This window comes from Streptomyces sp. NPDC055243 (assembly GCF_044544025.1).
Lineage (GTDB): Bacteria > Actinomycetota > Actinomycetes > Streptomycetales > Streptomycetaceae > Streptomyces.
Map to the genome: position 1 here is coordinate 648,006 of NZ_JBITWR010000003.1, position 22,357 is coordinate 670,362.

Sequence of the window (22,357 nt, forward strand, 5' to 3'; positions counted from 1 at the left end):
GGCTCGCACCACTTACTCTTGAGTAAGAACCAGCGTGAGTAAGAACCAGCGTGCGCCCAAGCAGAGGGAGCTGTGTCATGACGGGCTGGAACGCGAGCGACATCCCCGATCAGAGCGGCCGCACGGCCGTGGTCACCGGCGCCAACAGCGGCATCGGCTATGTCACCGCACGCGAACTCGCCCGCCGTGGCGCGCGCGTCACCCTCGCCTGCCGGAGCGAGGAGCGGGGGACGCGGGCGCTGGAGCGACTGCGTTCCGAAGTTCCCTCGGCGCAGGCGGAGTTCAGGCGGCTCGACCTGGGGGACCTCGGCTCGGTGCGGGAGTTCGCAGCTTCGTACGACCGTGACGGCGAGGGCAGTGGGGACAGCGAGGGGAGCGGGGGCGGCGGCGGGGGCGGCGGCCTCGATCTCCTCGTCAACAACGCGGGCGTGATGGCGCTGCCCTACATGCAGACGGCGGACGGCTTCGAGACGCAGTTCGGGGTCAACCACCTGGGCCACTTCGCGCTCACGGGTCTGCTGCTGCCCCGGCTCCTGCGGACGCCGGGGGCCCGGATCGTGTCGGTGTCCAGCGCGTTCCACGCACTGGGGAACATCGACCTGCGCGACCTCAACAGCGAGCGCAACTACCGGCGTTGGATCGCGTACGGCCGCTCCAAGTCGGCGAACCTCCTGTTCGTCCACGAACTGGCACGACGCCTCGCGGCGAGCGGCTCCGACGTGGTGGCGGCCGCGGCGCACCCCGGCTACGCGGAGACGAACCTCCAGGCCGCCGCCCCCAAGCTGGAGGGCCGCAGGCTCGCCGAGCGAGTGATGTGGCTGGGCAACCGCGCCCTGGCCCAGTCGGCGACCGCGGGCGCACTGCCGACGCTGTACGCGGCGACGGCACGGGGAGTCCGCCCGGACTCGTTCACCGGCCCTCGGGTGCTGGGGTGGCAGGGGGCGCCGGGGAAGTCGTGGCGGGCGAAGTGGACGCTCGACGATGCTGCGGGGGAACGGCTCTGGGAGGCTTCGGAGGGTCTTACCGGGGTGCGGTACCCGGCGGGCTAGACACAGCCCGTCCGGCGATTGAGGACGAACTCGGCCGAGCCGGTGATCGGCGGTCACCAAGGCCCCTGCGCCGAGCGGGATTTCGGGGAGGGCGGGGAGGGGGAAATGCCCCGCGGGGTTGGGGAGTGACCCGCAGCGACCCCGCCCTTACCGCAGGCCAGACGCCTCGAAGACCCCCCTCGCCGCATCGCCGTCAAGCCGGGCGGACAGCCGCCCAAGCACCTCGGACCCCGTCCGCAGCAGCCCGCAGGCAACCGCGTCCCGCGCCCCCGCGTCCAACCGGTGCAGCAGCAGCGGATTCTCCGCGAGCACCTGAGGATCCACCTCCACCCGATTCCCGAGCGAGTCACACAGCACGAGGCGCGCCGCGATCCCCTCGCTGTGCCGCACCGCGGTCAACAGCCCCGTACAGACGTGCCGGCGGCGCAGCAGCCCCCGCACCGCCAGCCACCCCGGTCCCGCCGTCACCCGCACCGGATGCAGGACCAGGTACAGCAGCCCCGAAAGCCCCGCCCACAACCCGCCCCGCGGCGCGTCCAACGTGCCGTTCGCCCAGTCGACGAGGTCGATGAGGACGAAGAGCGCGGCAGCGCAGAACGCGGCGGCCCGCACATCGGCTCCCCAGCGCCGGTCGGACACGGCACCGTCCCCGACGCCACCCCTGGCATGTGTCATGTGCGGCACCGTAGGACGGACCGCGCGCCACGTCAGCGGTGTTGACGGCCCGCATACTCCTCCCCCGCCCTCCTTGACGCACCGCTGACGCCCGACGACGCCGGATGGCACCTGATGGCGGCCGCTGATGCCTGATGGCACCCCGCGTCAAAGAGGCGTGAAGATCCCCGCCGTACGCGCCAAAGAGCCGCCAAAGCCGCCCGCGGCCCACCCACGGCCCCCTCACGCTGGGCATCGCTCAAGCGATCGAACCCGCCTGGAGGGCCCCGCCCATGACCGACACCGTCTCCGAGACCCCGAACATCGAGACCCCGGGCACCAGGACCCCAGGCACCGAGAAGACGGTCGACCCCACCGACCGCCACCGCCTCACCGCCGTCCAAGGCCTCGCCGCGCTCTCCCTGGACGCGATGGCCTCCGTCGCCTACGGCCCCGAGGCCATCGTCCTGGTCCTCGCGGCAGCAGGCGGCCACGGCCTCGGCTTCACCCTGCCCGTGACGCTGGGCATCGCCGCCCTGCTCGCCGTGCTCGTCGCCTCCTACCGGCAGGTCATCGCCGCCTTCCCCGACGGCGGCGGCAGTTACGCCGCCGCCAAGACCCACCTGGGCCGCCGCGCGGGCCTGGTCGCCGCGGCCTCACTGGTCCTGGACTACGTACTGAACGTCGCCGTCGCCGTCACCGCGGGCGTCGCGGCGCTCACCTCCGCCTTCCCGGAGCTGTACGGCGACCGGGTGGCGATCTGCCTGGCCGTCCTCGTCCTCGTCACGGCGGTCAATCTGCGCGGCATCGTCGACTCGGCGCGCGTCTTCATCGCCCCCACGGCGATATTCGTGACCGCGATCCTGACCATGATCACGATCGGTCTGTTCCGTGCGGGCCCAGTCAGCACGGCCGCCGCCGAGGGGCACGCGTCCGCCCTCGCCGACAACGCCACGACCGTCGGCGCGCTGCTCCTCCTGAAGGCGTTCGCGTCGGGCTGTTCCGCCCTCACCGGCGTCGAGGCCATCGCCAACGCCGTACCGTCCTTCCGCACCCCGCGCGTCAAGCGCGCCCAGCACGCGGAGGTCGCGCTCGGCGCGCTGCTCGGGGTGATGCTCATCGGCCTGTCCGCGCTGATCTCCCGCTTCGGGCTCCAGCCGGTGGAGGGCGTCACGGTCCTCGCGCAGCTCGCGGACGCCTCGCTCGGCCACAACTGGGCCTTCTACGTCGTGCAGTTCACGACGATGATCCTGCTCGCCCTCTCCGCCAACACGTCCTTCGGCGGCCTGCCGGTCCTCATGAGCCTGCTCGCCCGGGACAACTACCTCCCGCACGTCTTCGCCCTGAAGGCCGACCGCCAGGTCCACCGGCACGGCGTCCTCGCCCTCGCCGCCGTGTCGGCCGCGCTGCTCGTCTTCTCGGGCGGCGACACCAACACGCTCGTACCGCTCTTCGCGATCGGCGTCTTCGTCGGCTTCACGCTCTGCCAGACCGGGATGGTTCTCCACTGGCGCACGGCGGGCAAACCCGCGAAGGCCCTGCTCAACGGCTTCGGCGCGGTCCTCACCGGCATCTCGGCGGTGGTCGTCACGGCGACCAAGTTCACCGAGGGCGCCTGGCTGATCGTGCTCGCGCTGCCCGCGATCGTGCTCTGCTTCGAGGCCGTGCACCGCGCCTACCGCCGGATCGGCGACGACCTGGGCCTCGGCCGCGTCCCGGAGCCCCCGCACCGCGACCACTCCCTGGTCATCGTCCCCGTGTCCCACCTGTCCCGCCTCACCTGCGAGGCCCTGAACGCCGCGGTGTCGCTCGGCGACGAGGTGCGCGCGGTCACGGTCACCCACCCCGACCCCGAGGACCGGCGCGCGTCGGAGGCGCTGCGCCGCGACTGGGAGCTGTGGAACCCGGGCGTCGACCTGGTGGAGCTGCCCTCGCGGACGCGGACGGTCGGGCGGCCGGTGTCGGCGTACGTAAGGAAGATCTACACGTACCACCCCACCACCCGCGTCACCGTCCTGATCCCCGAGGTCGAACCGGCCCACGTCTGGCAGCGCCTGCTCCAGAACCAGCGCGGCTCGGTCCTCGCGCACGCCGTCCGCAGGGACACCGACGCGGTCATCTGCCGCCTGCGGTTCCGCCTTGCGGCGGGGCGGAGCCGGTCCTAGCGTCGGCGCCATGAGCGGGAGCGGCGGAAGCACGGGCAAGAGGATCACCGAGAAGCTGTCGGACGAGACGCTGCGCGAGGCGACCGGCAAGGACTGGCCGCAGTGGTTCGCGGTGCTCGACGCCTGGGGTGCCGCGTCCCGCGGCCACACCGCGATCGCCCGCCACGTCCGCGAGGACCACGCCGTCGACGGCTGGTACGCCCAGTCCGTGGCCGTCGGCTACGAACAGGAGCGCGGGCTGCGGGAGGTCGGCCAGAGCAGCACGGGCGCGTGGCGGACCAGCGGCAGCAAGACCATCGACGCCACGGCGGCGCGGGTCGTCGAGGCCTTCGCGGACGACGGCGTACGCGCCCGCTGGCTCCCCGACGTGGAGTTCACCCTCCGCACGCACCGCCCCGCCAAGTCGGTGACCGCCGACTTCAAGGACGCCGAAGGCACCACCACCCGCGTCTCCGTGACGCTCACGGCCAAGGGCCCGGAGAAGACGGTGGTGGGCGTCGGCCACGAGAAGCTGCGGGACGCGGCGGAGGTGGCGGCGTACAAGGTGTTCTGGCGGGAGCGCCTGGCCGAGCTCAAGTCCCTCCTGGAAGACTGACCGAGCTCAGCCCCACGCCGCCGGCCGGTACGGCGCGTACCCGTATGCCGTCCGCCGCTCCGTCCCAAGTAGCCCCGCGGGAAGGGGATGAAGCGATGCCCTTGCGTTCCGATGTGGCCGAGTTGCTGGCGGAGACCGGCATCCTCGACGTGGACGTCGACGAAGCCGTCGCGGACGACCACGTCCGGACGGCCGCGTACCTGCGCGTCGTCTCGGTGACCGCTTCCTCGCGAAGCCGCGACCGAGACCGCGCGATCGTGGCCACGATCCTGCGCGACCCCGACGAATTGGGGTCCAAGACGGCGGTGGTCGCCCTCGTGGACGAGATCGCGACGCAGGCGACCGGCCCCACCGAGTTTGGGGAGTGGTCGGCCGAACTGCTGCCGGAGATCGACCAGTTCACGACGGAGGCGTACCGCGATTTCATCCGCCGACGCATCCACGACTGGCTGTTCCACCTGTCCGTCGAGGACGGTCACGTGCCGACACCGGCCGAGCTGGCGGAGGTCACGGACTGGATGCAGCGCCACCTCGCCGAGTGGTCGACGTCGCCGGCGGTACTGGCCCTGGTCGCCGCGTCGGCCAACACCAGGAAGACACGGAACATCGCTAAGAACCGAGCCGGAAGCCGCGGCCTGAGAACGAAATGAGTCGCCTGGGCGGCGAGAGGCCAGTGGGTCAGCGGGGCAGCGGGTCAGCGGCCGGCTACTTGAACTGGTTTCCACGCCCGGTGAGCGGGGTGTTCGCCTCGTCCGGACGGTCCACTCCGGACTCCACGAGCCCAGGGGGCGAGACCGGCTGCAGCGGCCGGGGCTTGCGATCGGCCTGCGTGATGCTGGTGTCCGCCTGGGAGACGAGCTGCGTGGCGCTGACGCCTGCGGTCGCGCCTCCGAGCGCGAAAGCCGCCATGGCCGCTGCTGCCGCGGCCCTGCGTGCGATGACCATGATGCGTCCTGGTGTGAGTCAGGAGCGGGGTCCGCGGTGCTCTGCCGTGGTGCCCGTGTCTGCTCCCGGCATCTCCACCCTATGTCCGGCCGCGGGCGCTGTCGTCCCCACTGCTCGAAGGGGCAGCTCCCCCGCACAGGAAGCTGCCCCTTCGTGGTGAACCGGGACCGACGCCGCATCGGTGAGGGTCGGGGACACGGCGTCGGTCCCGGAGTGCTACCGGTGGTCGCTGCCCGCCGACTCCGAGGCGGCGCGTCCCGCCTCGAGGCGGGCCACCGGGATGCGGAACGGGGAGCAGGAGACGTAGTCCAGGCCCACCTCGTGGAAGAAGTGGACGGACTCCGGGTCGCCGCCGTGCTCGCCGCAGACGCCGAGCTTCAGGTCGGGGCGGGTGGCCCGGCCGGCCTTGACCGCGTCCTTGACCAGCTTGCCCACGCCGTCCTTGTCGATGGTCTCGAAGGGCGAGACCCCGAAGATGCCCTTCTCCAGGTACGCCGTGAAGAAGCTCGCCTCCACGTCGTCGCGCGAGAAGCCCCAGACGGTCTGCGTGAGGTCGTTCGTGCCGAAGGAGAAGAACTCGGCGGCCTCCGCGATCTGGTCCGCCGTGAGCGCGGCACGCGGCAGCTCGATCATGGTGCCGAGCGCCAGCTTCAGCTCCACACCGGTCGTCGCCTCGACCTCGGCGATGACCTGCTCGGCCTCCTCGCGGACGATCTCCAGCTCCTGGACCGTGCCGACGAGCGGAATCATGATCTCCGCACGCGGGTCGCCCTTGGCGTTCTTGCGCTCGGCCGCGGCCTCCGCGATGGCCCGTACCTGCATGGTGAACAGGCCGGGGATGACCAGGCCCAGGCGTACGCCTCGCAGGCCCAGCATCGGGTTCTGCTCGTGCAGGCGGTGCACGGCCTGGAGCAGGCGCAGGTCGTTCTCGTTGGAGTCCTTGCGGGACTCGGCGAGCGCCACCCGGACGGAGAGCTCGGTGATGTCCGGCAGGAACTCGTGCAGCGGCGGGTCCAGGAGACGGACGGTGACCGGAAGGCCGTCCATCGCCTCGAAGAGCTCCACGAAGTCGCGCTTCTGGAGCGGGAGCAGCTCCTTGAGGGCCTCCTCGCGGGCCTCGTCCGCGTCGGCGAGGATCAGGCGCTCGACCATCTCGCGGCGCTCGCCGAGGAACATGTGCTCGGTGCGGCACAGGCCGATGCCCTGGGCGCCGAAGCGGCGGGCGCGCAGCGCGTCCTCGGCGTTGTCCGCGTTGGCGCGGACGCGCAGGCGTCGTACTCGGTCCGCGTACGCCATGATCCGGTGCACGGCGCCGACCAGCTCGTCGGCGTCGTCGGCACCCGCGTGCATGCGGCCCTCGAAGTACTCGACGACCGGCGAGGGGACCACGGGCACCTCGCCCAGGTACACCTTGCCCGTCGAGCCGTCGATGGAGACGACGTCGCCCTCCTCGACGACGGTGCCGCCCACCGTCATGCGGCGCCGCTTGGTGTCGACCTCCAGGTCCTCGGCGCCGCAGACACAGGTCTTGCCCATGCCGCGGGCGACGACGGCGGCGTGCGAGGTCTTGCCGCCGCGCGAGGTGAGGATGCCCTCGCAGGCGATCATGCCGTCGAGGTCGTCGGGGTTGGTCTCACGGCGGATGAGGATGACCTTCTCGCCCGAACGCGACCACTTGATGGCCGTGTACGAGTCGAAGACCGCCTTGCCGACCGCGGCACCGGGTGACGCGGCGATGCCGCGGCCCAGCTGCTCGACCTTCGCGTCCTCGTCGAAGCGCGGGAACATCAGCTGGGCGAGCTGGGCGCCGTTGACGCGCTGCAGCGCCTCGGCCTCGTCGATCAGGCCCTGGTCGACGAGCTGCGTCGCGATGCGGAAGGCGGCACCCGCGGTGCGCTTGCCGACGCGGGTCTGCAGCATCCACAGCTGGCCGCGCTCGATGGTGAACTCGATGTCACAGAGGTCCTTGTAGTGCGTCTCAAGGGTCTCCATGATCTGCATGAGCTGGTCGTACGACTTCTTGTCGATCTGCTCCAGATCGGCGAGCGCGACGGTGTTGCGGATGCCCGCGACCACGTCCTCGCCCTGGGCGTTCGTCAGGTAGTCGCCGTACACGCCCTGGTGGCCGCTGGCCGGGTCGCGGGTGAACGCGACGCCCGTGCCGGAGTCCGGGCCGAGGTTGCCGAAGACCATGGAGCAGATGTTGACCGCGGTGCCCAGGTCGCCGGGGATGCGCTCCTGGCGGCGGTAGAGCTTGGCGCGGTCGGTGTTCCACGACTCGAAGACCGAGCGGATCGCGAGGTCCATCTGCTCGCGCGGGTCCTGCGGGAAGTCGCGCCCGGCCTCGGTCTTGACGATCTTCTTGAACTTGGTGACCAGCTTCTTCAGGTCGCCGGCCTCCAGGTCGGTGTCGACCGTGACCTTCTTGGCGGCCTTGGCGGCCTCCAGGGCGTCCTCGAAGAGCTCGCCGTCGACGTCCATGACCGTCTTGCCGAACATCTGGATGAGGCGGCGGTAGGAGTCCCACGCGAAGCGGTCGTCGCCGGACTGCTTGGCCAGGCCCGTCACCGACTTGTCGGAGAGCCCGATGTTCAGGACGGTGTCCATCATCCCGGGCATCGAGAACTTGGCGCCCGAGCGGACGGAGACGAGCAGCGGGTCGTCGGCCTGACCGAGTTTCTTGCCCATCTTCTGCTCGAGGGCGTCGAGGTGCGCGCTGACCTCGTCGCGCAGCTCTACCGGCTCCTCGCCGCTGGCGAGGTAGGTCTTGCAGGCCTCTGTGGTGATCGTGAAGCCCGGAGGGACGGGCAGCCCGAGGTTGGTCATCTCGGCGAGGTTCGCGCCCTTTCCGCCGAGAAGGTCCTTGAGGTCCCTGTTGCCCTCGGTGAAGTCGTAGACGAACTTCACGGCCGCATCGTTCTGCGCTACGTGGGGATCTTTGTTTTCCGACACGGGTCTCGACTCCTCGAGGACTCGGTGGCTGCCCTGACGGCGAGGAACATACCCAGATCGAAGGCGCCTGGGTACGTCCACTTGTGCGTCATACGGCTGTAACCACCCGTCCGCCAGTAGATCGAAAGTAACTCGGCGGTAGCTGGACGAGCACCCATGCGTTCAACTCTTGAAGACGCAACTCCCGTAGACCCGGTGATTCGCTCGAATGAGCGGCCCATACTCAGATGTGAGTTCACCTCATGAATGATCGAGCAGTGGCACTGAGTGCCACCCCTTGGAGAAGTGCAGTCGGCCTCGATGCGCTCATCTGAGCGCAAGCCCTATCAGGGGTGGCGAGAATCACGCCGTTTGAGGCGGCCGGATGTCAGCATCCGGACTCCGGATCGAGACGGACACGCGTCCGTCACACGCCGAGCGCGGCGAGCCGCTCCTCCGCCCGCCGGGGGGCGTACAAGTGCTCCACCACGAGCGTTCCCGCACCGATGAGGGCCGCGCGCTCGCCGAGGCGCGAGGTGACGACCTCCAGATGAGCGGTGGAGCGGGGCAGGGCCCGCTGGTAGAGCAGTTCGCGCACCCCGGTGAGGAACGGCGTTCCGGCCAGATCTCCGGCGATCATGAGAACTCCCGGGTTCAGGAGTGTGACGACGGTGGCGAGGACCTCCCCCACGTGCCGCCCCGCTTCGCGCGCGAAGCCCACCGCCTCGGGGTTCCCCGCCTCCAGGAGTAGGCGCACATCCGCCCCCGAGGCCGCGGGGACGCCCGCCTCCGTCAGCCGGCGGGCCACCGCGCGGCCGCTGGCCACGGCGGCCAGGCAGCCGTAGGAACCGCACTTGCACAGGGCCCCGGCGCCCTCCGGCACCCTGATGTGGCCGATGTCCCCCGCGCCGCCGTCGATGCCCCGGTAGACCGCGCCGTCGACGACGACGCCCGCGCCGATGCCGGTGGAGACCTTGACCAGGGCGAAGGCCGAGCACTCCGGGTGCGAGGCGCGCTGTTCGCCGTACGCCATGAGGTTCGCGTCGTTGTCCACGAGGACCGGGATGTCGGCGGGGCCGCCCGTCTGCTCGGCGAAGGCGCGGCGCAGGCGGCCTCTTATGTCATAGCCGTCCCAGCCCGGCATGATCGGCGGCTGGACGACGCGGCCCGTCTCGCTGTCCACGGGGCCCGGCACGGCGAGCCCGATGCCGCAGACGGAGGCGGGGGCGCGGTCCGTCTTGCGCAGCAGCTCGGCGAAGCGGACGCCCAGCTCGCCCAGGACCGCTTCGGGGCCGTCCTCGATCGCCAGGGGTTCCGCGTGCTCGGCGAGGATCTCGCCGGTGAGGCCGAGCAGGGCGGTGCGGGCGTGCCGGGTCTCCAGGTCGGCGGCGAGGACGACCGCGTGGGCGTCGTCGAACTCCAGCCGGACGGCCGGGCGCCCGCCGAGCGGCGAGCCCGCCTTGTCGGCCTTGCCGGGGACGCCGCCCACGCCCTCCCGCAGCCAGCCCGCGCGGAAGAGCCGGTCGAGGCGCTGGCCGACGGTGGCGCGGGAGAGCCCGGTGACCTGCTGCAGGGCGCCGCGCGTGGTGGCCCGCCCGCTGCGCACCAGGTGGAGCAGGTCCCCGGCGCCGGCGTACTGCCCGCCCGCGCGTCCCCCCGCAGCCTGTCCTTCGTGACCCGCTCGCTCCGACATCCGTTCTCCCCTTGCGCTCATCAACTCCACGTTACATATTGAGTTTTGCGTGTTAAGTAGACGTAACTCTAGGGTGGACAACACCAAACTGACAGGGTGTCGAGCCCTTCGGGGAGAACCGCGTGGACCGCACGAACGTGGGCCGTACGGCCCAGCTGACCGCCCGCCGTGTCACGGCGTCGCTGCGCGAGCGCGCCGCCGAGGTCCTGTGGGCCAACTGGACGGGCACGTCGACGGTCCCCTCCCGGCAGCTCTATCCGCACCAGTGGTCCTGGGACTCCGCGTTCATCGCGATCGGCCTGCGCCATCTCTCCCCCTTACGGGCGCAGTTGGAGCTGGAGACGCTGTTCTCCGCCCAGTGGGGCGACGGCCGCGTCCCGCACATCGTGTTCAACCCTTCCGTCCCCCTGGACGCCTACTTTCCCAGCCCCGACTTCTGGCGCTCCACCACGGCCGGCCGCGCGGCCGGGGCACCCGGTGCCGTGCAGACCTCCGGCATCGTGCAGCCCCCGGTCCACGCGCTCGCCGTCTGGCTGGTCCACCGCTCCGACCCCGGCCTCTCCCGGGCCCGTTCGTTCCTGGCCCGCGCCCGTCCCCGGCTCGCCGCCTGGCACCACTATCTGCTGCACCGCAGGGACGCGGGCGGCGCGGGCCTGGCCTCGGTGATCCACCCCTGGGAGCAGGGCATGGACAACAGCCCTTGCTGGGACGCCCCGTTGAGCCGCGTGACCCCGGCGGACCCGGCCGCGTACCGCCGCGCCGACCTGGACCACGGCGCCGCGGAGGACAGGCCGACCGACCTCGACTACGGCAGATACGTACGGCTCGCAGCGGACTACCGCGATCGTCGGTACGCCGACGGGGCGGGCGAGTTCGCCGTTGAGGACCCTTCCTTCAACGCCCTCCTGATCGCCTCCGAGCACGCACTGGCCCGTATCGAGGCGGAGTTGGGCCTGCACGACGCGTCCCGCGCGCGGGAATCCCGTGCGCAAGCGCTCACGCGCACGCTCGTGGAGCGCCTGTGGGACCCGGCACAGGGCCTGTTCTTCTGCCGCGACCTGCGCTCGGCGGACCGTCCGGGGGGCCGCTCCGGCGACCGCTCGGGGGACCTGGTGCCCGAGCGCGGAGTCGGCGGCCTGGTCCCGCTGATCCTGCCCGCGCTGCCGCACCCCGTCGCCGCCGCACTCGTACGGACCGCGTGCGGACCGCACTTCGGTCTCGGCGGCCCCGCGCGGCTCGTGCCGAGCTACGACCTCACGGGAAGCGCCTTCGACCCGCGCCGGTACTGGCGCGGGCCCGCGTGGTTCAACACCAACTGGCTGCTGGAGCGGGGACTTCGGCTGCACGGCGAGCGCGCGCGGGCGGACGGCCTGCGGCGCTCGCTGCTCGATGTGGCCGGGGAGTCCGGGTTCGCGGAGTACGTGGACCCCTGCACAGGGCGTGGCTGCGGTGCGCGCGGCTTCGGCTGGAGCGCCGCGCTCGCCCTGGATCTGCTGCTCGACGATCCCGCCGGGCGTGACGACGAGCCGCACGGGAGGCCCGCAGGTGTGCCTCCCGTGACGGTGGTGAGGGAGGGGTTCAGGGATGACTGATCGGCGTCAACCACTGGTGCGGGGCGCTACGTTCGCGGTGCTCGGCTCGGGCGGCGACATCAGCGGGGTGCGGGGCGGCGGCACGGCTCCGGACGGTCTGTTCGTGCGCGACGCCCGGCATCTGAGCCGCTGGCAGCTGACGGTCGACGGGGCCGTCCCGGAGATCCTCGCGCCGGTGTCGGACGCCGACGCGGACACGGGCGTCGCACGGTGCGTCCTCGTCCCGCGCGGCGGCAGGCAGGAACCCGCGTCCTGCACGCTCTTCCGCGAACAGGCGGTGACGGACGGCGCGTTCGTCGAGTCGCTGCGCGTCACGTGCAATCGCCCGGTACCGACGACGGTCCGGCTCGCGCTGACCGTGGACGCCGACTTCACCGACCAGTTCGAGCTGCGCTCCGACCACCGTACGTACGCCAAGACGGGCGCCGTCAGGTCGCGCAAGGTCATCGGCGGACGCGAGGGCGGAGGCGGGGGCGGAGGCGCCGGCGGAGGGAGTGAGGGCGAGGGCGACCCGATCCAGGGCATCGAGTTCGCGTACCGGCGCCGTGAGTGGTGCTCCCGTACGTCCGTGACGGCCGAGCCCGCCCCGGACGCGGTCGAGGAGACGGGGACGGGCGCGCGGCGGCTCGTCTGGACGCTCGACCTGGACGCGCACGCCACGGCCGAGGTGGCACTGCGTGTCACGGCGTACCCGCACGGGGCCCCTCGGCCGCAGGCTCCAGCGGGACCGCCGGAGGCAGCCGAGCAACTCACCTCCCTGGAGGCGGAGTTCGCGTCGGGCATCGAGATCCCCGGCGGCTGGCCCGAGCTGGCGGCCGCGTGTCGGCGGGGCCTCGCGGACCTCGCCGTACTCCAGGTGCCCGCGAGCGGACCGGACGGCGAGGCGCTGAGCGTCCCGGCGGCGGGGGTCCCCTGGTTCCTGACGCTCCTGGGCCGCGACGCCCTCATGACCTCGCTCTTCGCCCTGCCTTACCTTCCGCGCCTGGCCGCGGCCACCCTCCCCGCGCTCGCCGCCGCACAGGCGACGGAGGCCACCGAGGGGACGGTCGCCCAGCCCGGCAAGATCGTGCACGAGGTGCGGTACGGCGAGCTGGCGCACTTCGGGCAGGTGCCGTACGGGCGCTACTACGGCTCGGTGGACGCCACCCCGCTGTTCCTGGTCCTGCTCGGCGCGTACACGGAGCAGACCGGCGACACGGCCCTGGCCCGCCGCCTGGAGCCGCACGCGCGGGCCGCCGTCGGCTGGATCCTCGACCACGGCGGCCTGACCTCGCGCGGCTACCTCGTCTACCGCGCGGACGAGGGCGGCCTCGCCAACCAGAACTGGAAGGACTCCCCCGGCGCGATCTGCTCCGCCGACGGCAGCAGGGCCTCGGGGCCCGTGATGGCGGCGGGTGCGCAGGGATACGCGTACGACGCGCTCGGCCGCACGGCGTGGCTGGCGCGCACGGTGTGGGGCGACGCGGTGTACGCGGACCTGCTCACGCAGGCGGCGGCCGACCTGCGGGACCGCTTCCAGCGGGACTTCTGGATGCCGGGGCAGGGCTTTCCGGCGCTGGCCCTGGACGGCGAGGGGCGCCAGGTGGACGCGCTCGCCTCGGACGCGGGCCACCTGCTGTGGTCCGGACTCCTGGACAAGGAGTACGGGGAGGCGGTGGGCCGCCGCCTGCTGGAGCCGGACTTCTTCTCGGGCTGGGGAGTACGAACCCTGGCCGCGGGCCAGGGGGCCTACCACCCGCTCTCCTACCACCGGGGTTCGGTGTGGCCGCACGACAACGCCCTGATCACGCTGGGGCTCGCACGCTATGGGCTGCACGACGAGGCGAGGGCGGTGGCGCGAGGTCTTGTGGGGGCGGCGTCGCGGGGTGGTGATCGCTTGCCGGAGGTGCTCGCCGGGTATGGGCGGGATTCCTATCCGGGGCCGGTTCCGTATCCGCACGCGTGCGTACGCGAATCGCGCTCGGCGGCGGCGCCGTTGGCGCTGCTGAGTGCGGTGGGCGGGTAGCTGAGCCGAGGCCTTGGTCTCCGTCATCACCGGCTCCGCCGAGTTCGTCCTCAAACGCCGGACGGGCTATATCCAGCCCGTCCGGCGTTTGAGGACATCTTGTCGGGGGTCCAGGGGGCGGAGCCCCATGGTTTCGGGAAGGGGCGGGATGGGGGAAAGCCCCGCAGGGCCCGCCCCTACGCCAACCCCGCCCCCTCCGGCGATGCCATCAGCTCCGCCCGACAACGCCCCGCCAGCGCCACCGCCCTCGCCCCACCCAGCGCCACGACCCCCACCATCCGCTCCCCCACGTAGTACCCGTACATCACATCCCCGCCCCCAGAACCCGGCTCACCCTCCAGAAGCCGGACCTCCTCCCCCACCCCCGGCAGCCCGAACGACTGCACCCGCACATCGAACTGATCGCTCCAGAAGGACGGCAGCGGCGCGAACGGCACCAAGCCGGGCGGCGGCGGCAGCGGTGGCGCGCCCCCCAGCCCCGCCACCAGCACCCGCGCCCCGTGCTTCGCGCAGTCCGCCGGCATCGACCAGTGCTCGACCCGCCGCGCGACCGGCCCGTAGCGGGGGTTCGGGAAGCGCGCCACGTCCCCCACGGCCACCGCGTGCGCAAGCCCCCCGATGCGCAGATGCGCGTCACAGAGGATGCCGTCCGTGAGGTCGAGGCCTTCGGTGGCCGCCAGCCATTCCGTGTTGGGGACCGAACCGACGGCTTCCACCAGTACGTCCGCCGCGACTTCCGCCCCGTCATCCAACACCGCGCATCCATCGCCCAGTTCGGACACCAGCCGCCCCATCCGGAACCGCACCCCCCGCCCCTCGTGCCGCCCCCGCAGCACCCTCCCCGGCTCCTCCCCCACCGCCAGCATCATCGGCTCGGCCTCCGGCGCGACCACCGTCACCTCGCAGCCCGCCTTGCGCGCCGTCGCCGCCACCTCGCAGCCGATGAAGCCCGCACCGATCACCAACACCCGTACCCCCTCGGCCAGTTCGGCGCCCAGCGCGGCCGCGTCCTCCAGTGTCCGTACGACATGCCTCGGCGGGCCCCCGGCCGCCAGGGGAAGCCTCCGTGGCCGCACCCCTGTAGCGGCCACCAGGCCCTCGTACGCATGGACCGAACCATCGGCCAGCGTGAGCGTGCGGGCGGTCAGGTCGGCGGACGCGACCGCCGTGCCCAGCCGCCATGCGACGTCGTCGACACTCGGACGGTGCCGCAGTGCCGTGGCGGCGGGGGGTGCCTCGCCCGCCAGTACCTCCTTGGACAACGGCGGGCGGTTGTAGGGGAGATGGGGCTCGTCCCCGTACAGCGTGATCGGGCCTTCCCAGCCCGCCGCCCGCAGCTGTTCCGCCGCCCGCAGACCGCCGAGCGACGCCCCTACGACGGCGATTCCCGCCGAGGCCACGGCAGGTCAGCCCTCGACCCGGATGGCCTGCAGCGGACAGACGTCGGCGGCGTCCTCCGCGTCGGCGCGCAGGGCCTCGTCGGGCGATTCGACGTACGCGAGGTGGCCGTCCTCGCCGAGCGTGAAGACGTCCGGCGCGGCGAAGACGCACTGCCCGTGGTCCTGGCAGACGTCCAGGTCGACGGTGACCTTGAGCATGTGAACTCCCGGGGATATAGGACCCATTACCTGCGCGGCGCTCGTACTCCGCGGAACTCCCAGTCGCCCCCGAGAGCCGTCGAGACGACCTCCTCGGACTCCGTGGGCTGGGCTCCGACGTCGGAGCGGACGGCCGTCGGGCCGGTGACGATGTGGTTCGTGAGGCGGCCCAGGCCCTCGGCCTCGACCTCGACGACGTCTCCCGGCCGGACGGGCCGGGAGCCCGCGGGGGTGCCGGACAGGAGCACGTCGCCCGGCTCCAGCGTGATCGTGCGGGCGATGTCGGCGACGAGGTAGTGCATGTCCCACTCCATCTCGTCCGTCGAACCGTCCTGCACCTGCTTCCCGTTTACGTACGTCCGCAGGTGTTTGCCGTGGAAGTCCCATCCGGTGACGAGGCCGGGGCCCAGCGGGCAGAGCGTGTCGGAGCCCTTGACCCGCAGCATCGAACCGGCGTCGGTGTCGCGGAAGTCGTGCAGGCCGTAGTCGTTGGCGACGGTGTAGCCCGCGATGTACGCGCCCGCGTCGGCGGGAGCGATGTTGCGGCAGGTCCGGCCGATGACGATGCCGATCTCGCCCTCGTAGTTGAGGTACTTGCAGCCCTCTGGGCGGACGACCGCGCCGCCGTGCGCGTTCAGGGCCGAGACCGGCTTGTGGAAGTAGGTGGGCGCGGGCGGCAGGCCGACACCGAACTCCCGCACCCTGCTGCGGTGGTTGAGGTGGACGGCGATGACCTTGGTGGGGCGTACGGGTGGCAGGTGGTGCGCCTGTGCGGCCTTGACCCGGCGGCCGTCGGCGGCGACCAGCTCCTCCCCCTCCCGCACGACCTGGACTGCGGCGCCTTCGAGGAGGACGCGGCGGTACTCGACGGTGGTCGTCATACGAGGGAGGCCTCACTCTCGGCGGTGGTGACGGACCAGCCCCCGGCGGGGCGGTCGAACCACAGATGCATCTGGCCGGTGCCGACCGAGTTCTCGTAGTCGCTGAAGGCGCGCCCCGGAGCGGAGCACCGCTCTTCTCCGAGAGCACCGATCATCATGAGGTAGTGGCCGAAGCGCGCCTCGGGCTTGTGGGCGAGGAACTCCGGCATCGTGCGCAGGACTTCGGCGTGGTCGCCGCGTTCGAGCCGCTCGATGCACTGCTCGTCCGCGGCCCGCGCCTCGGGCGTACGGATGTGGGACGGGGCGCTCGACTCGTGGGCGCGCAGCTCCCGCAGCGGCCAGAAGGTGTGCGAGAGCGCGCCGGAGGCGACGAGGACGACCTTGCGGTCGGGCAGTGCGGCGATCCCGTCGGCGAGCGCGCGGCCGAGCCGCAGGTGGTCCTCGGTGTCGCCGGTCTGGCAGACCCCGATCGAGAGCCACTTCTTGTCCGGGAGGCCTTCGCCCAGGTATTTCCAGAGGTTGATCGTGGCGTAGTGGACCGGCAGGCACGGGTCGTCGATCGGGGTGATCCACGTGCCGTGTCGGTCGGCGAACTCCGCGACGGACAAGGCGAGTTCGGGGTCGCCGGGATAGTCGTACGGCATCCTGCACATGCCGCGCGGCAACTCCTCCGAGGTGAAGAGCCCGGCACGGCGTGCCTGCGCCGAGACGACGAACTCGACCGTGGTGGCCCAGTGCGAGTCGAGGACCACGACGGTGTCGTGGTCGAGGGTCTCGAAGACTTCCTCGCGCAGCCGCCGCAGGCCGGGGACGAGGCTGATCTCGCGGCCTTCGTTGAGCTCTTTGCGGGTCTCTTCGGGCAGCACGATGGTGGGCACGTGGGCGAGGAGTCCCGCCCCGACGATCTCACCCATGGCGGGCCCATCCCTTCGGCGCGGTCACGGTGTTCTTCAGGTCGCAGTAGAAGTCGAAGGACCAGTCGCCGCCCTCGCGCCCGATCCCCGAGGCGCGGGAGCCGCCGAAGGGCGCGGAGAGGTCGCGTACGAAGAAGCAGTTGACCCAGACCGTGCCGGCGACGAGCCGCGCGCCGACCCGGTCGGCGCGCTCGCGGTCGCCGGTGGCGAGGGTCGCGGCGAGGCCGAAGCGGGTGTCGTTGGCGAGGCGTACGGCCTCGTCCTCGTCGCCGTCCGGGAAGGTCTGGAGGGTGAGGACGGGCCCGAAGACCTCTTCCTGCACGATCTCGGAGTCCTGGGCGACGTCGGTGAGGAGGGTGGGGAGGTAGTAGTTGCCGCCGAGCCGCTCGTTGCGGCCGCCGCCGGTGGCCGCCTTGGCGCCCGCTTCGAGAGCGCGGCGCACGAATCCGTCGACGCGTTCGACGTGCCGGGGGTGGATGGTGGGCCCGACGTCGGTGGCCTCGTCGCGCGGATCTCCCTGGGTCAACTTCGTTACCCGGTCAAGAAAGTGACCGAGGAAGGTGTCGCGCGCGGATTCCTCGACCAGGATGCGGGTGGCGGCCAGGCAGACCTGCCCCGCGTTGTCGAACTGCTCGACGGCGAGGCCGGCCGCGAGCTCCGGATCGGCGTCGGCGAAGACGAGCAGCGGCGACTTGCCGCCCAGCTCGAAGCTGCACGGCACGAGGTGCTCGGCCGCCGCCGCGGCGATCCGCCGTGCGGTGGGTACGGACCCGGTGAAGCTGATCCGGCGCACGTCGGGGTCGGCGACAAGGGGCTCGCCCACCTCGGCGCCGTACCCCTGCACCACGTTGAGGACCCCGGACGGAAGCCCCGCCTGGTGCGCGATGTCCGCGAACAGCGAGGCGGTCAGCGGGGTCCACTCGGCGGGCTTGAGGACGACGGTGTTCCCGGCGGCCAGCGCGGGCGCGATCTTCCAACTGGCCAGCATCAGCGGGGCGTTCCACGGCGTGATGAGGACGGCCGGACCCGCCGGGTCCCAGCTCACGTGGTTCGTGTGGCCCCTGGTCTCGAAGTCGTCGTGGGCGAGGGCGAGGAGGCGGTCGGCGAAGTAGCGGAGGTTGTGGGCGACGCGGGGCATGACGCCACGGCGGTGGGAGCGCAGAAGTGCGCCGTTGTCGGCGGTCTCGACCGCGGCGAGGTCCTCGATGCGGGCCTCGACCCCGTCGGCGACGGCGCGCAGGAGCCGGGCGCGCTCGGCGGGCGGGGTGGCGGCCCAGCCGGGAAAGGCCTCACGGGCCGCGACCACGGCCGCCCGCGCCTCCGCGGGGCCACCGCGGGCGATCTCGGCGAGCGGGGCGCCGTCGAGCGGCGAGTGGTCGGTGAAGGTGGCGGAGGCGCCTGAGGAGGCAGCGGCGGTCGCGGAGGTGACGCGCTTGCCGCCGATCCAGTGCCGGATGTCGACGGGGACACCGGCGACGGCGGCCGTGTGCGGCGGGGGCGCGGGGTCGGGGGAAGCCATGACGTCCTCCAGTTCGTTTGAACCCAAACAACATTAGGAGCGGCGGGGCGAGGCGGTCAACCCCTCGATCAGACCGCCCCGTTCGGCTACCGTTTGACCTCAAACGAGAGACACAGACGCAGACGCCGTTGTACGTGCCCCACGGCACCCAGGAGGCATCCATGCCGGACGACGCACTGGCCAGCGGCAGCCATCAGGACTGGATACGCCGGGCCGAAGCGTGGAACCAGCTCTGAGGCGCCGCCCGCTGATCGCCCTGCCGCAGCGGTACGCGGCGTCGACCTCCGCTCTTCGGTACGAGGCGGTGGTGACGGCCCGTGCGTTGGCGGAGGCGGTGTTCCGTGCGGGCGGCGAGCCGTTCATGATGCTGCCGGGCCCGCCCGGGGAGGCGGCGGCGCGGCTCGCGCGGTGTGAGGGGCTGCTGCTGCCCGGGGGCGGGGACGTGGCGCCCTGGCGGTACGCGGGCGGCTCCCCCTCGGAGGTGCACGGTGCTGTGTACGACGTGGACGACGCCCAGGACGCGTTCGACTTCGCCCTCGCACGGCGCGCGCTGACCTGCGGCCTGCCGGTGCTTGCGGTGTGCCGGGGGCTGCAGGTGGTGAATGTCGCGCTGGGCGGCTCGCTGCGGCAGGACATGGGTGGGGTGGAGGTGGAGGGGGTAACAGAGGGGGCGCATCGGCATGTGGTGCATCCCGTGCGGGTGGCGGCCTGTTCGACCGTGGCCCGTGCGCTGGGCGCGGAGACGGTGTCCGCCTCCTGCTTCCACCACCAGTGCGTGGAGCGGCTCGGGCGGGGTCTTGTCGCCACGGGGTGGGCGGCGGACGGGACGGTGGAGGCGCTCGAACTACCAGGCGGGGAAGGGTGGTTCGCGGCGATCCAGTGGCACCCGGAGGACACGGCGGCGTCGGACGCGGCTCAGCAGGGGTTGTTCGGGGCGCTGGTCCAGGCGGCGGGGCTGAAGGATTTCAGCCCGTCCGGCGCGTGAGGACGAACTCGGCGGAGCCGGTGATGACGGTGCGCAAGGCTTCGGGGCTTCGGGGCGGCCGGTTCTACCCCTTGGCCCGCCGCCCGCTCCGGCGAGGAGCCGGGTCCGCGCCGTCCAGGAGCTCCAGCCGCCGCTCCTCCCCCTTCTCCTCCGTCTGCACCACGATCTTCCGCAGCAGGTCCGCGAGGACCCTGCACTCCTCGTCCGTGAGACCGTCGGCGACAAACGCCTCCTCGGCGTTGAACTGGGGGAACACCTTCTCCATCAGCCGCTCCCCCTCCCCCGTCAGCCGCAGCAGCGCCAGCCGCCCGTCGCCGGGGTGGCCCCGCCGTTCCAGCAGGCCCCGCCCCGCCAGGGTCCGGGCGACCCCGGTCAGCGTGCCCTTGGAGATCCCGGCCTCCTCGGCGACGTACCGCGTCTCCATCTCGCCCCAGATCCAGACCACGTAGAGGACCACGAACGACGTCCACGTCAGTTCGGCCCCGCGCAGCACGGAGTTCTCGAAGTGCTGCCGGACGGCCGACGCCGCGCGGTAGATGTTGGAGACGGCGGCCATCTGCTCGTACGCGACGGGGGTGCCGCCGAGCTTGGCCCGGACCGCCTTCTCGGTCTCGCGGATGGAGCGGTAGCCCGTCACGTCCGTGTCTCCTCGTTCTTGTGGTGCCAGTGGTGGCGACGTATCACCAGCGCCACTCACATTCCATACGGGCTCGAACGATAACGCGGGCTCCTGCTACAGGCCCCGCTCCAGCAGCGTCCCGCCGTTCCACGTCACGCCCACCTGGCGGTAGTACGCGCCGATCGGCTCCTGGATCGTCAGCGCGGACAACTCCTCGGTGGGCGCGTCGAAGAGGTCGAGCTCGGCCTCGCCCGACCAGGCCTGGCCACCCTCGAAGGAGGCGGCACCGGACGCGATGAGTTCGTCGAGGGCCAGCCCCTTTCCGTCCACGGCGGGGAGTTGGCGGTGGTGGGCCATGGGGTGCGCGTTGACGAAGCCGTTCGTCTCGGAGGGTTCGCGCAGGGTCACCACGGCCTGGGCGAGGCGGCGGTCGGCGGCGGCGAGGGTGGCACCGAAGGCGGCGCCCGCCTCGATGCGGGGGGCGGGGCCGAAGGGGTGGGGGCGGGTGAGGTGGATCGAGCCGAGCTTCTTCGGGTAGCCCTGGTGGATTCCGCGGGCGACGGCGAAGTCCTTGTCGACCCAGATGTAGACGCAGCGGGAGTAGGTACGGCCGCGGTGGGCGCAGCGCACGACGGCGAAGCACTCCTTGTACTGGGCCCGGACGGGGTCGAGCAGTTCGGCCCTGGAGTCCCCGCAGGACTGCCAGTCGGCCCAGATGAGGGCTACCGCGCCGGGGTCGTCGGCGGCCAGGTCGAGGGGAGCGGGCAGCAGTTCGCGTACTCGGGACGGGTTGGTGCGGTACTCGATGGTGAGCAGGTCGCCCGAGTAGTGCCAGGGCGGGGCCGGGATGAGGGAGGAGCGGCCCGTCGCGGTCTTGGGCGGAAAGAATCCGTGCACTCCGGCGACGGCCATCGGCGGGCTCCTTCGTGGATGCTGGCAGCACTTTCGTTTGGACCCGTACGGTATGCCTTCACCACCGGGAGCGCTACGGCGCCCCTCGGCCGCCGGTCGGGACCGAGCCGATATGCCCGCCCTCGCCATCGCCGCGGGGCCGCTTCGACACCTGAGCCCTGTTACGGGGGGGCGGGCGGGAAAGGCTCGTTCGCCCAGGGATGGATGCGGAGTTACGGGCGGGCGGGCGGGAGAGGCTCGTTCGCCCAGGGTTGGATGCGGAGTTGCGGGCGGGTGGGTGGGAGAGGCTCGTTCATCCAGGGGTGGATGCGGGGTGAACGGGCGGGTGGGTGGGAGGGGTCCTTGCGTGGCCCAACACCCCGCGGCGCCAAGCCAGTCCCCCCGCAACCCCCCCCATTACCGTTTTCGTAGCCCCGCAACGGGGTTACCGGCCTTCGGAGTTGGCATGACTACCTCCCCTTGTCGAGGACATGGCCTGGGGGGTGGTGTCACCAGCTCCGGAGGCACTGACAGACCGCTGATTAGGGGCATGACCACCGACCTTTTCGCAGGTCGGGAGGCTCTTCGTAATGTGGATGTGGCGATCAGTGCCGTGCCAAGGCCGGGTGAACAGCACCGAAGGATGCACGACGTGATCGATACCAGCGACATCGACGTCTACCTCGGCCTGGACGTCGGCAAGGGCGAACACCACGCCACCGCACTCACACCCACCGGCACAAAGACCTTCGACAAGCGGCTGCCCAACAGCGAGCCCAAGCTCCGCGAGGTTTTCGCCAAACTGCAGGCCAAGCACGGCACCGTGCTCGTCATCGTCGACCAGGTCGCTTCCATCGGCGCCCTGCCGCTGGCCGTCGCCCGCGACCTGGGCTGCCACGTCGCCTACCTGCCCGGCCTGACCATGCGCCGGATCGCCGACCTCTACCCCGGCGAAGCCAAGACCGACGCGAAAGACGCGTTCATCATCGCCGACGCCGCCCGGGCGATGCCGCACACCCTGCGCTCGGTCGACCTCGACGACGAGACCATCGCCGAACTCCAGATGATCGTCGGGTTCGACGACGACCTCGCCGCCGAAGCCAACCGCCTCTCCAACCGGCTCCGCGGCCTGTTCACCCAGATCCACCCGCACCTCGAGCGAGTGATCGGCCCGCGCATGCAGCACCCGGCCGTGCTCAAAATGCTGGACCAGTTCGGCTCACCGGCCCAGATCCGCAAAGCCGGACGCCGACGGCTGATCAACCTGATCCGGCCGAAGGCCCCGCGGATGGCCGAGCGACTGATCAACGATGTCTTCACC

At 71.8% G+C, this 22,357-nt stretch carries 19 protein-coding genes; 8 read left to right on the forward strand and 11 right to left on the reverse strand.

The genetic code is table 11. The features are described from left to right. The first annotated feature begins 77 nt into the window (after nt 1-77). Nucleotides 78-1,049, forward strand: coding sequence for an oxidoreductase (locus ACIGXX_RS12730; protein WP_399975159.1), 972 nt, complete (start codon nt 78-80; stop codon nt 1,047-1,049). 147 nt (nt 1,050-1,196) lie between these two features. On the opposite strand, the gene ACIGXX_RS12735 is transcribed toward ACIGXX_RS12730, so the two are convergent. Further along, entirely contained in the window at nt 1,197-1,724 is a 528-nt protein-coding gene (locus ACIGXX_RS12735; protein ID WP_351160239.1) for a hypothetical protein, read from the reverse strand. Nucleotides 1,725-1,996: 272 nt separating this feature from the next. Between ACIGXX_RS12735 and ACIGXX_RS12740 the strand changes: the two genes are divergently transcribed. The 3 genes from ACIGXX_RS12740 (at nt 1,997) to ACIGXX_RS12750 (ending at nt 5,113) form a co-directional block, all read left to right on the forward strand. Then, nucleotides 1,997-3,868: an APC family permease gene (locus ACIGXX_RS12740; RefSeq protein ID WP_399975163.1), complete on the forward strand. Its 1,872-nt coding sequence runs from the start codon at nt 1,997-1,999 to the stop codon at nt 3,866-3,868. A gap of 10 nt (nt 3,869-3,878) precedes the next feature. Continuing rightward, complete coding sequence (locus tag ACIGXX_RS12745) at nt 3,879-4,463, forward strand: hypothetical protein (RefSeq protein WP_351160243.1); 585 nt, start codon at nt 3,879-3,881, stop codon at nt 4,461-4,463. A 95-nt stretch (nt 4,464-4,558) separates the two neighbouring features. Next, nucleotides 4,559-5,113: a hypothetical protein gene (locus ACIGXX_RS12750; RefSeq protein WP_366462042.1), complete on the forward strand. Its 555-nt coding sequence runs from the start codon at nt 4,559-4,561 to the stop codon at nt 5,111-5,113. A gap of 55 nt (nt 5,114-5,168) precedes the next feature. On the opposite strand, the gene ACIGXX_RS12755 is transcribed toward ACIGXX_RS12750, so the two are convergent. The 3 genes from ACIGXX_RS12755 to ACIGXX_RS12765 all read right to left on the reverse strand — a co-directional run bounded on the left by ACIGXX_RS12755 (nt 5,169) and on the right by ACIGXX_RS12765 (nt 10,032). Continuing rightward, complete coding sequence (locus ACIGXX_RS12755; RefSeq protein ID WP_361462504.1) at nt 5,169-5,408, reverse strand: hypothetical protein; 240 nt, start codon at nt 5,406-5,408, stop codon at nt 5,169-5,171. Between the two features lie 216 nt (nt 5,409-5,624). After that, nucleotides 5,625-8,360, reverse strand: a complete 2,736-nt coding sequence (ppdK, locus tag ACIGXX_RS12760) for a pyruvate, phosphate dikinase (RefSeq protein WP_351160251.1) — start codon at nt 8,358-8,360, stop codon at nt 5,625-5,627. 406 nt (nt 8,361-8,766) lie between these two features. Further along, nucleotides 8,767-10,032, reverse strand: a complete 1,266-nt coding sequence (locus tag ACIGXX_RS12765; RefSeq protein ID WP_351160254.1) for an ROK family protein — start codon at nt 10,030-10,032, stop codon at nt 8,767-8,769. A 137-nt stretch (nt 10,033-10,169) separates the two neighbouring features. Between ACIGXX_RS12765 and ACIGXX_RS12770 the strand changes: the two genes are divergently transcribed. Beyond that, nucleotides 10,170-11,624, forward strand: a complete 1,455-nt coding sequence (locus ACIGXX_RS12770; RefSeq protein WP_383818949.1) for an MGH1-like glycoside hydrolase domain-containing protein — start codon at nt 10,170-10,172, stop codon at nt 11,622-11,624. Then, nucleotides 11,617-13,629: a glycogen debranching N-terminal domain-containing protein gene (locus ACIGXX_RS12775; protein ID WP_383818775.1), complete on the forward strand. Its 2,013-nt coding sequence runs from the start codon at nt 11,617-11,619 to the stop codon at nt 13,627-13,629. Before ACIGXX_RS12770 ends, ACIGXX_RS12775 begins: the two co-directional genes overlap by 8 nt. Nucleotides 13,630-13,805: 176 nt before the next feature. On the opposite strand, the gene ACIGXX_RS12780 is transcribed toward ACIGXX_RS12775, so the two are convergent. The 5 genes from ACIGXX_RS12780 to ACIGXX_RS12800 are packed head-to-tail and all read right to left on the reverse strand — an operon-like array spanning nt 13,806 to nt 18,541. Then, nucleotides 13,806-15,029 carry an NAD(P)/FAD-dependent oxidoreductase gene (locus ACIGXX_RS12780; RefSeq protein ID WP_399975168.1) on the reverse strand — a complete coding sequence of 408 codons (1,224 nt, stop codon included), beginning with the start codon at nt 15,027-15,029 and terminating at the stop codon, nt 13,806-13,808. Between the two features lie 6 nt (nt 15,030-15,035). Continuing rightward, nucleotides 15,036-15,227, reverse strand: a complete 192-nt coding sequence (locus ACIGXX_RS12785) for a ferredoxin (RefSeq protein WP_351160262.1) — start codon at nt 15,225-15,227, stop codon at nt 15,036-15,038. A gap of 26 nt (nt 15,228-15,253) precedes the next feature. After that, a complete protein-coding gene (locus ACIGXX_RS12790) occupies nt 15,254-16,108 on the reverse strand; it encodes a fumarylacetoacetate hydrolase family protein (protein ID WP_399975172.1) in 855 nt (284 codons plus the stop codon). Further along, complete coding sequence (locus tag ACIGXX_RS12795) at nt 16,105-17,022, reverse strand: 3,4-dihydroxyphenylacetate 2,3-dioxygenase (protein WP_399975174.1); 918 nt, start codon at nt 17,020-17,022, stop codon at nt 16,105-16,107. The genes ACIGXX_RS12790 and ACIGXX_RS12795 overlap by 4 nt, the downstream gene beginning before the upstream one ends. Then, nucleotides 17,015-18,541, reverse strand: coding sequence for an aldehyde dehydrogenase (locus ACIGXX_RS12800; protein ID WP_399975177.1), 1,527 nt, complete (start codon nt 18,539-18,541; stop codon nt 17,015-17,017). Before ACIGXX_RS12800 ends, ACIGXX_RS12795 begins: the two co-directional genes overlap by 8 nt. A 220-nt stretch (nt 18,542-18,761) precedes the next feature. Here ACIGXX_RS12800 and ACIGXX_RS12805 point away from each other — a divergent pair, with 220 nt between their 5' ends. Beyond that, nucleotides 18,762-19,526: a gamma-glutamyl-gamma-aminobutyrate hydrolase family protein gene (locus ACIGXX_RS12805; RefSeq protein WP_399975180.1), complete on the forward strand. Its 765-nt coding sequence runs from the start codon at nt 18,762-18,764 to the stop codon at nt 19,524-19,526. 64 nt (nt 19,527-19,590) lie between these two features. On the opposite strand, the gene ACIGXX_RS12810 is transcribed toward ACIGXX_RS12805, so the two are convergent. Both ACIGXX_RS12810 and ACIGXX_RS12815 read right to left on the reverse strand, forming a co-directional pair. After that, nucleotides 19,591-20,163 (reverse strand): MarR family winged helix-turn-helix transcriptional regulator, encoded by a 573-nt coding sequence (locus ACIGXX_RS12810; protein ID WP_351160272.1) that lies wholly within the window; start codon nt 20,161-20,163, stop codon nt 19,591-19,593. 96 nt (nt 20,164-20,259) lie between these two features. Then, on the reverse strand, nt 20,260-21,057 hold the full coding sequence (locus ACIGXX_RS12815; RefSeq protein WP_383818786.1) for an acetoacetate decarboxylase family protein: 798 nt from the start codon (nt 21,055-21,057) through the stop codon (nt 20,260-20,262). 622 nt (nt 21,058-21,679) lie between these two features. On the opposite strand from ACIGXX_RS12815, the gene ACIGXX_RS12820 reads away from it, so the two are divergent. Beyond that, a partial coding sequence (locus tag ACIGXX_RS12820; RefSeq protein ID WP_399975236.1) for an IS110 family transposase occupies nt 21,680-22,357 on the forward strand: 678 nt, incomplete at its 3' end.

What these genes read in the sequence shown, in the direction of transcription:
- ACIGXX_RS12730 (WP_399975159.1), top strand. Translation starts at nt 78, where the DNA reads ATGACGGGCTGGAACGCGAGCGACATCCCCGATCAGAGCGGCCGCACG.
- ACIGXX_RS12735 (WP_351160239.1), bottom strand. Translation starts at nt 1,724, where the DNA reads ATGACACATGCCAGGGGTGGCGTCGGGGACGGTGCCGTGTCCGACCGG.
- ACIGXX_RS12740 (WP_399975163.1), top strand. Translation starts at nt 1,997, where the DNA reads ATGACCGACACCGTCTCCGAGACCCCGAACATCGAGACCCCGGGCACC.
- ACIGXX_RS12745 (WP_351160243.1), top strand. Translation starts at nt 3,879, where the DNA reads ATGAGCGGGAGCGGCGGAAGCACGGGCAAGAGGATCACCGAGAAGCTG.
- ACIGXX_RS12750 (WP_366462042.1), top strand. Translation starts at nt 4,559, where the DNA reads ATGCCCTTGCGTTCCGATGTGGCCGAGTTGCTGGCGGAGACCGGCATC.
- ACIGXX_RS12755 (WP_361462504.1), bottom strand. Translation starts at nt 5,408, where the DNA reads ATGGTCATCGCACGCAGGGCCGCGGCAGCAGCGGCCATGGCGGCTTTC.
- ACIGXX_RS12765 (WP_351160254.1), bottom strand. Translation starts at nt 10,032, where the DNA reads ATGTCGGAGCGAGCGGGTCACGAAGGACAGGCTGCGGGGGGACGCGCG.
- ACIGXX_RS12775 (WP_383818775.1), top strand. Translation starts at nt 11,617, where the DNA reads ATGACTGATCGGCGTCAACCACTGGTGCGGGGCGCTACGTTCGCGGTG.
- ACIGXX_RS12785 (WP_351160262.1), bottom strand. Translation starts at nt 15,227, where the DNA reads ATGCTCAAGGTCACCGTCGACCTGGACGTCTGCCAGGACCACGGGCAG.
- ACIGXX_RS12790 (WP_399975172.1), bottom strand. Translation starts at nt 16,108, where the DNA reads ATGACGACCACCGTCGAGTACCGCCGCGTCCTCCTCGAAGGCGCCGCA.
- ACIGXX_RS12795 (WP_399975174.1), bottom strand. Translation starts at nt 17,022, where the DNA reads ATGGGTGAGATCGTCGGGGCGGGACTCCTCGCCCACGTGCCCACCATC.
- ACIGXX_RS12800 (WP_399975177.1), bottom strand. Translation starts at nt 18,541, where the DNA reads ATGGCTTCCCCCGACCCCGCGCCCCCGCCGCACACGGCCGCCGTCGCC.
- ACIGXX_RS12815 (WP_383818786.1), bottom strand. Translation starts at nt 21,057, where the DNA reads ATGGCCGTCGCCGGAGTGCACGGATTCTTTCCGCCCAAGACCGCGACG.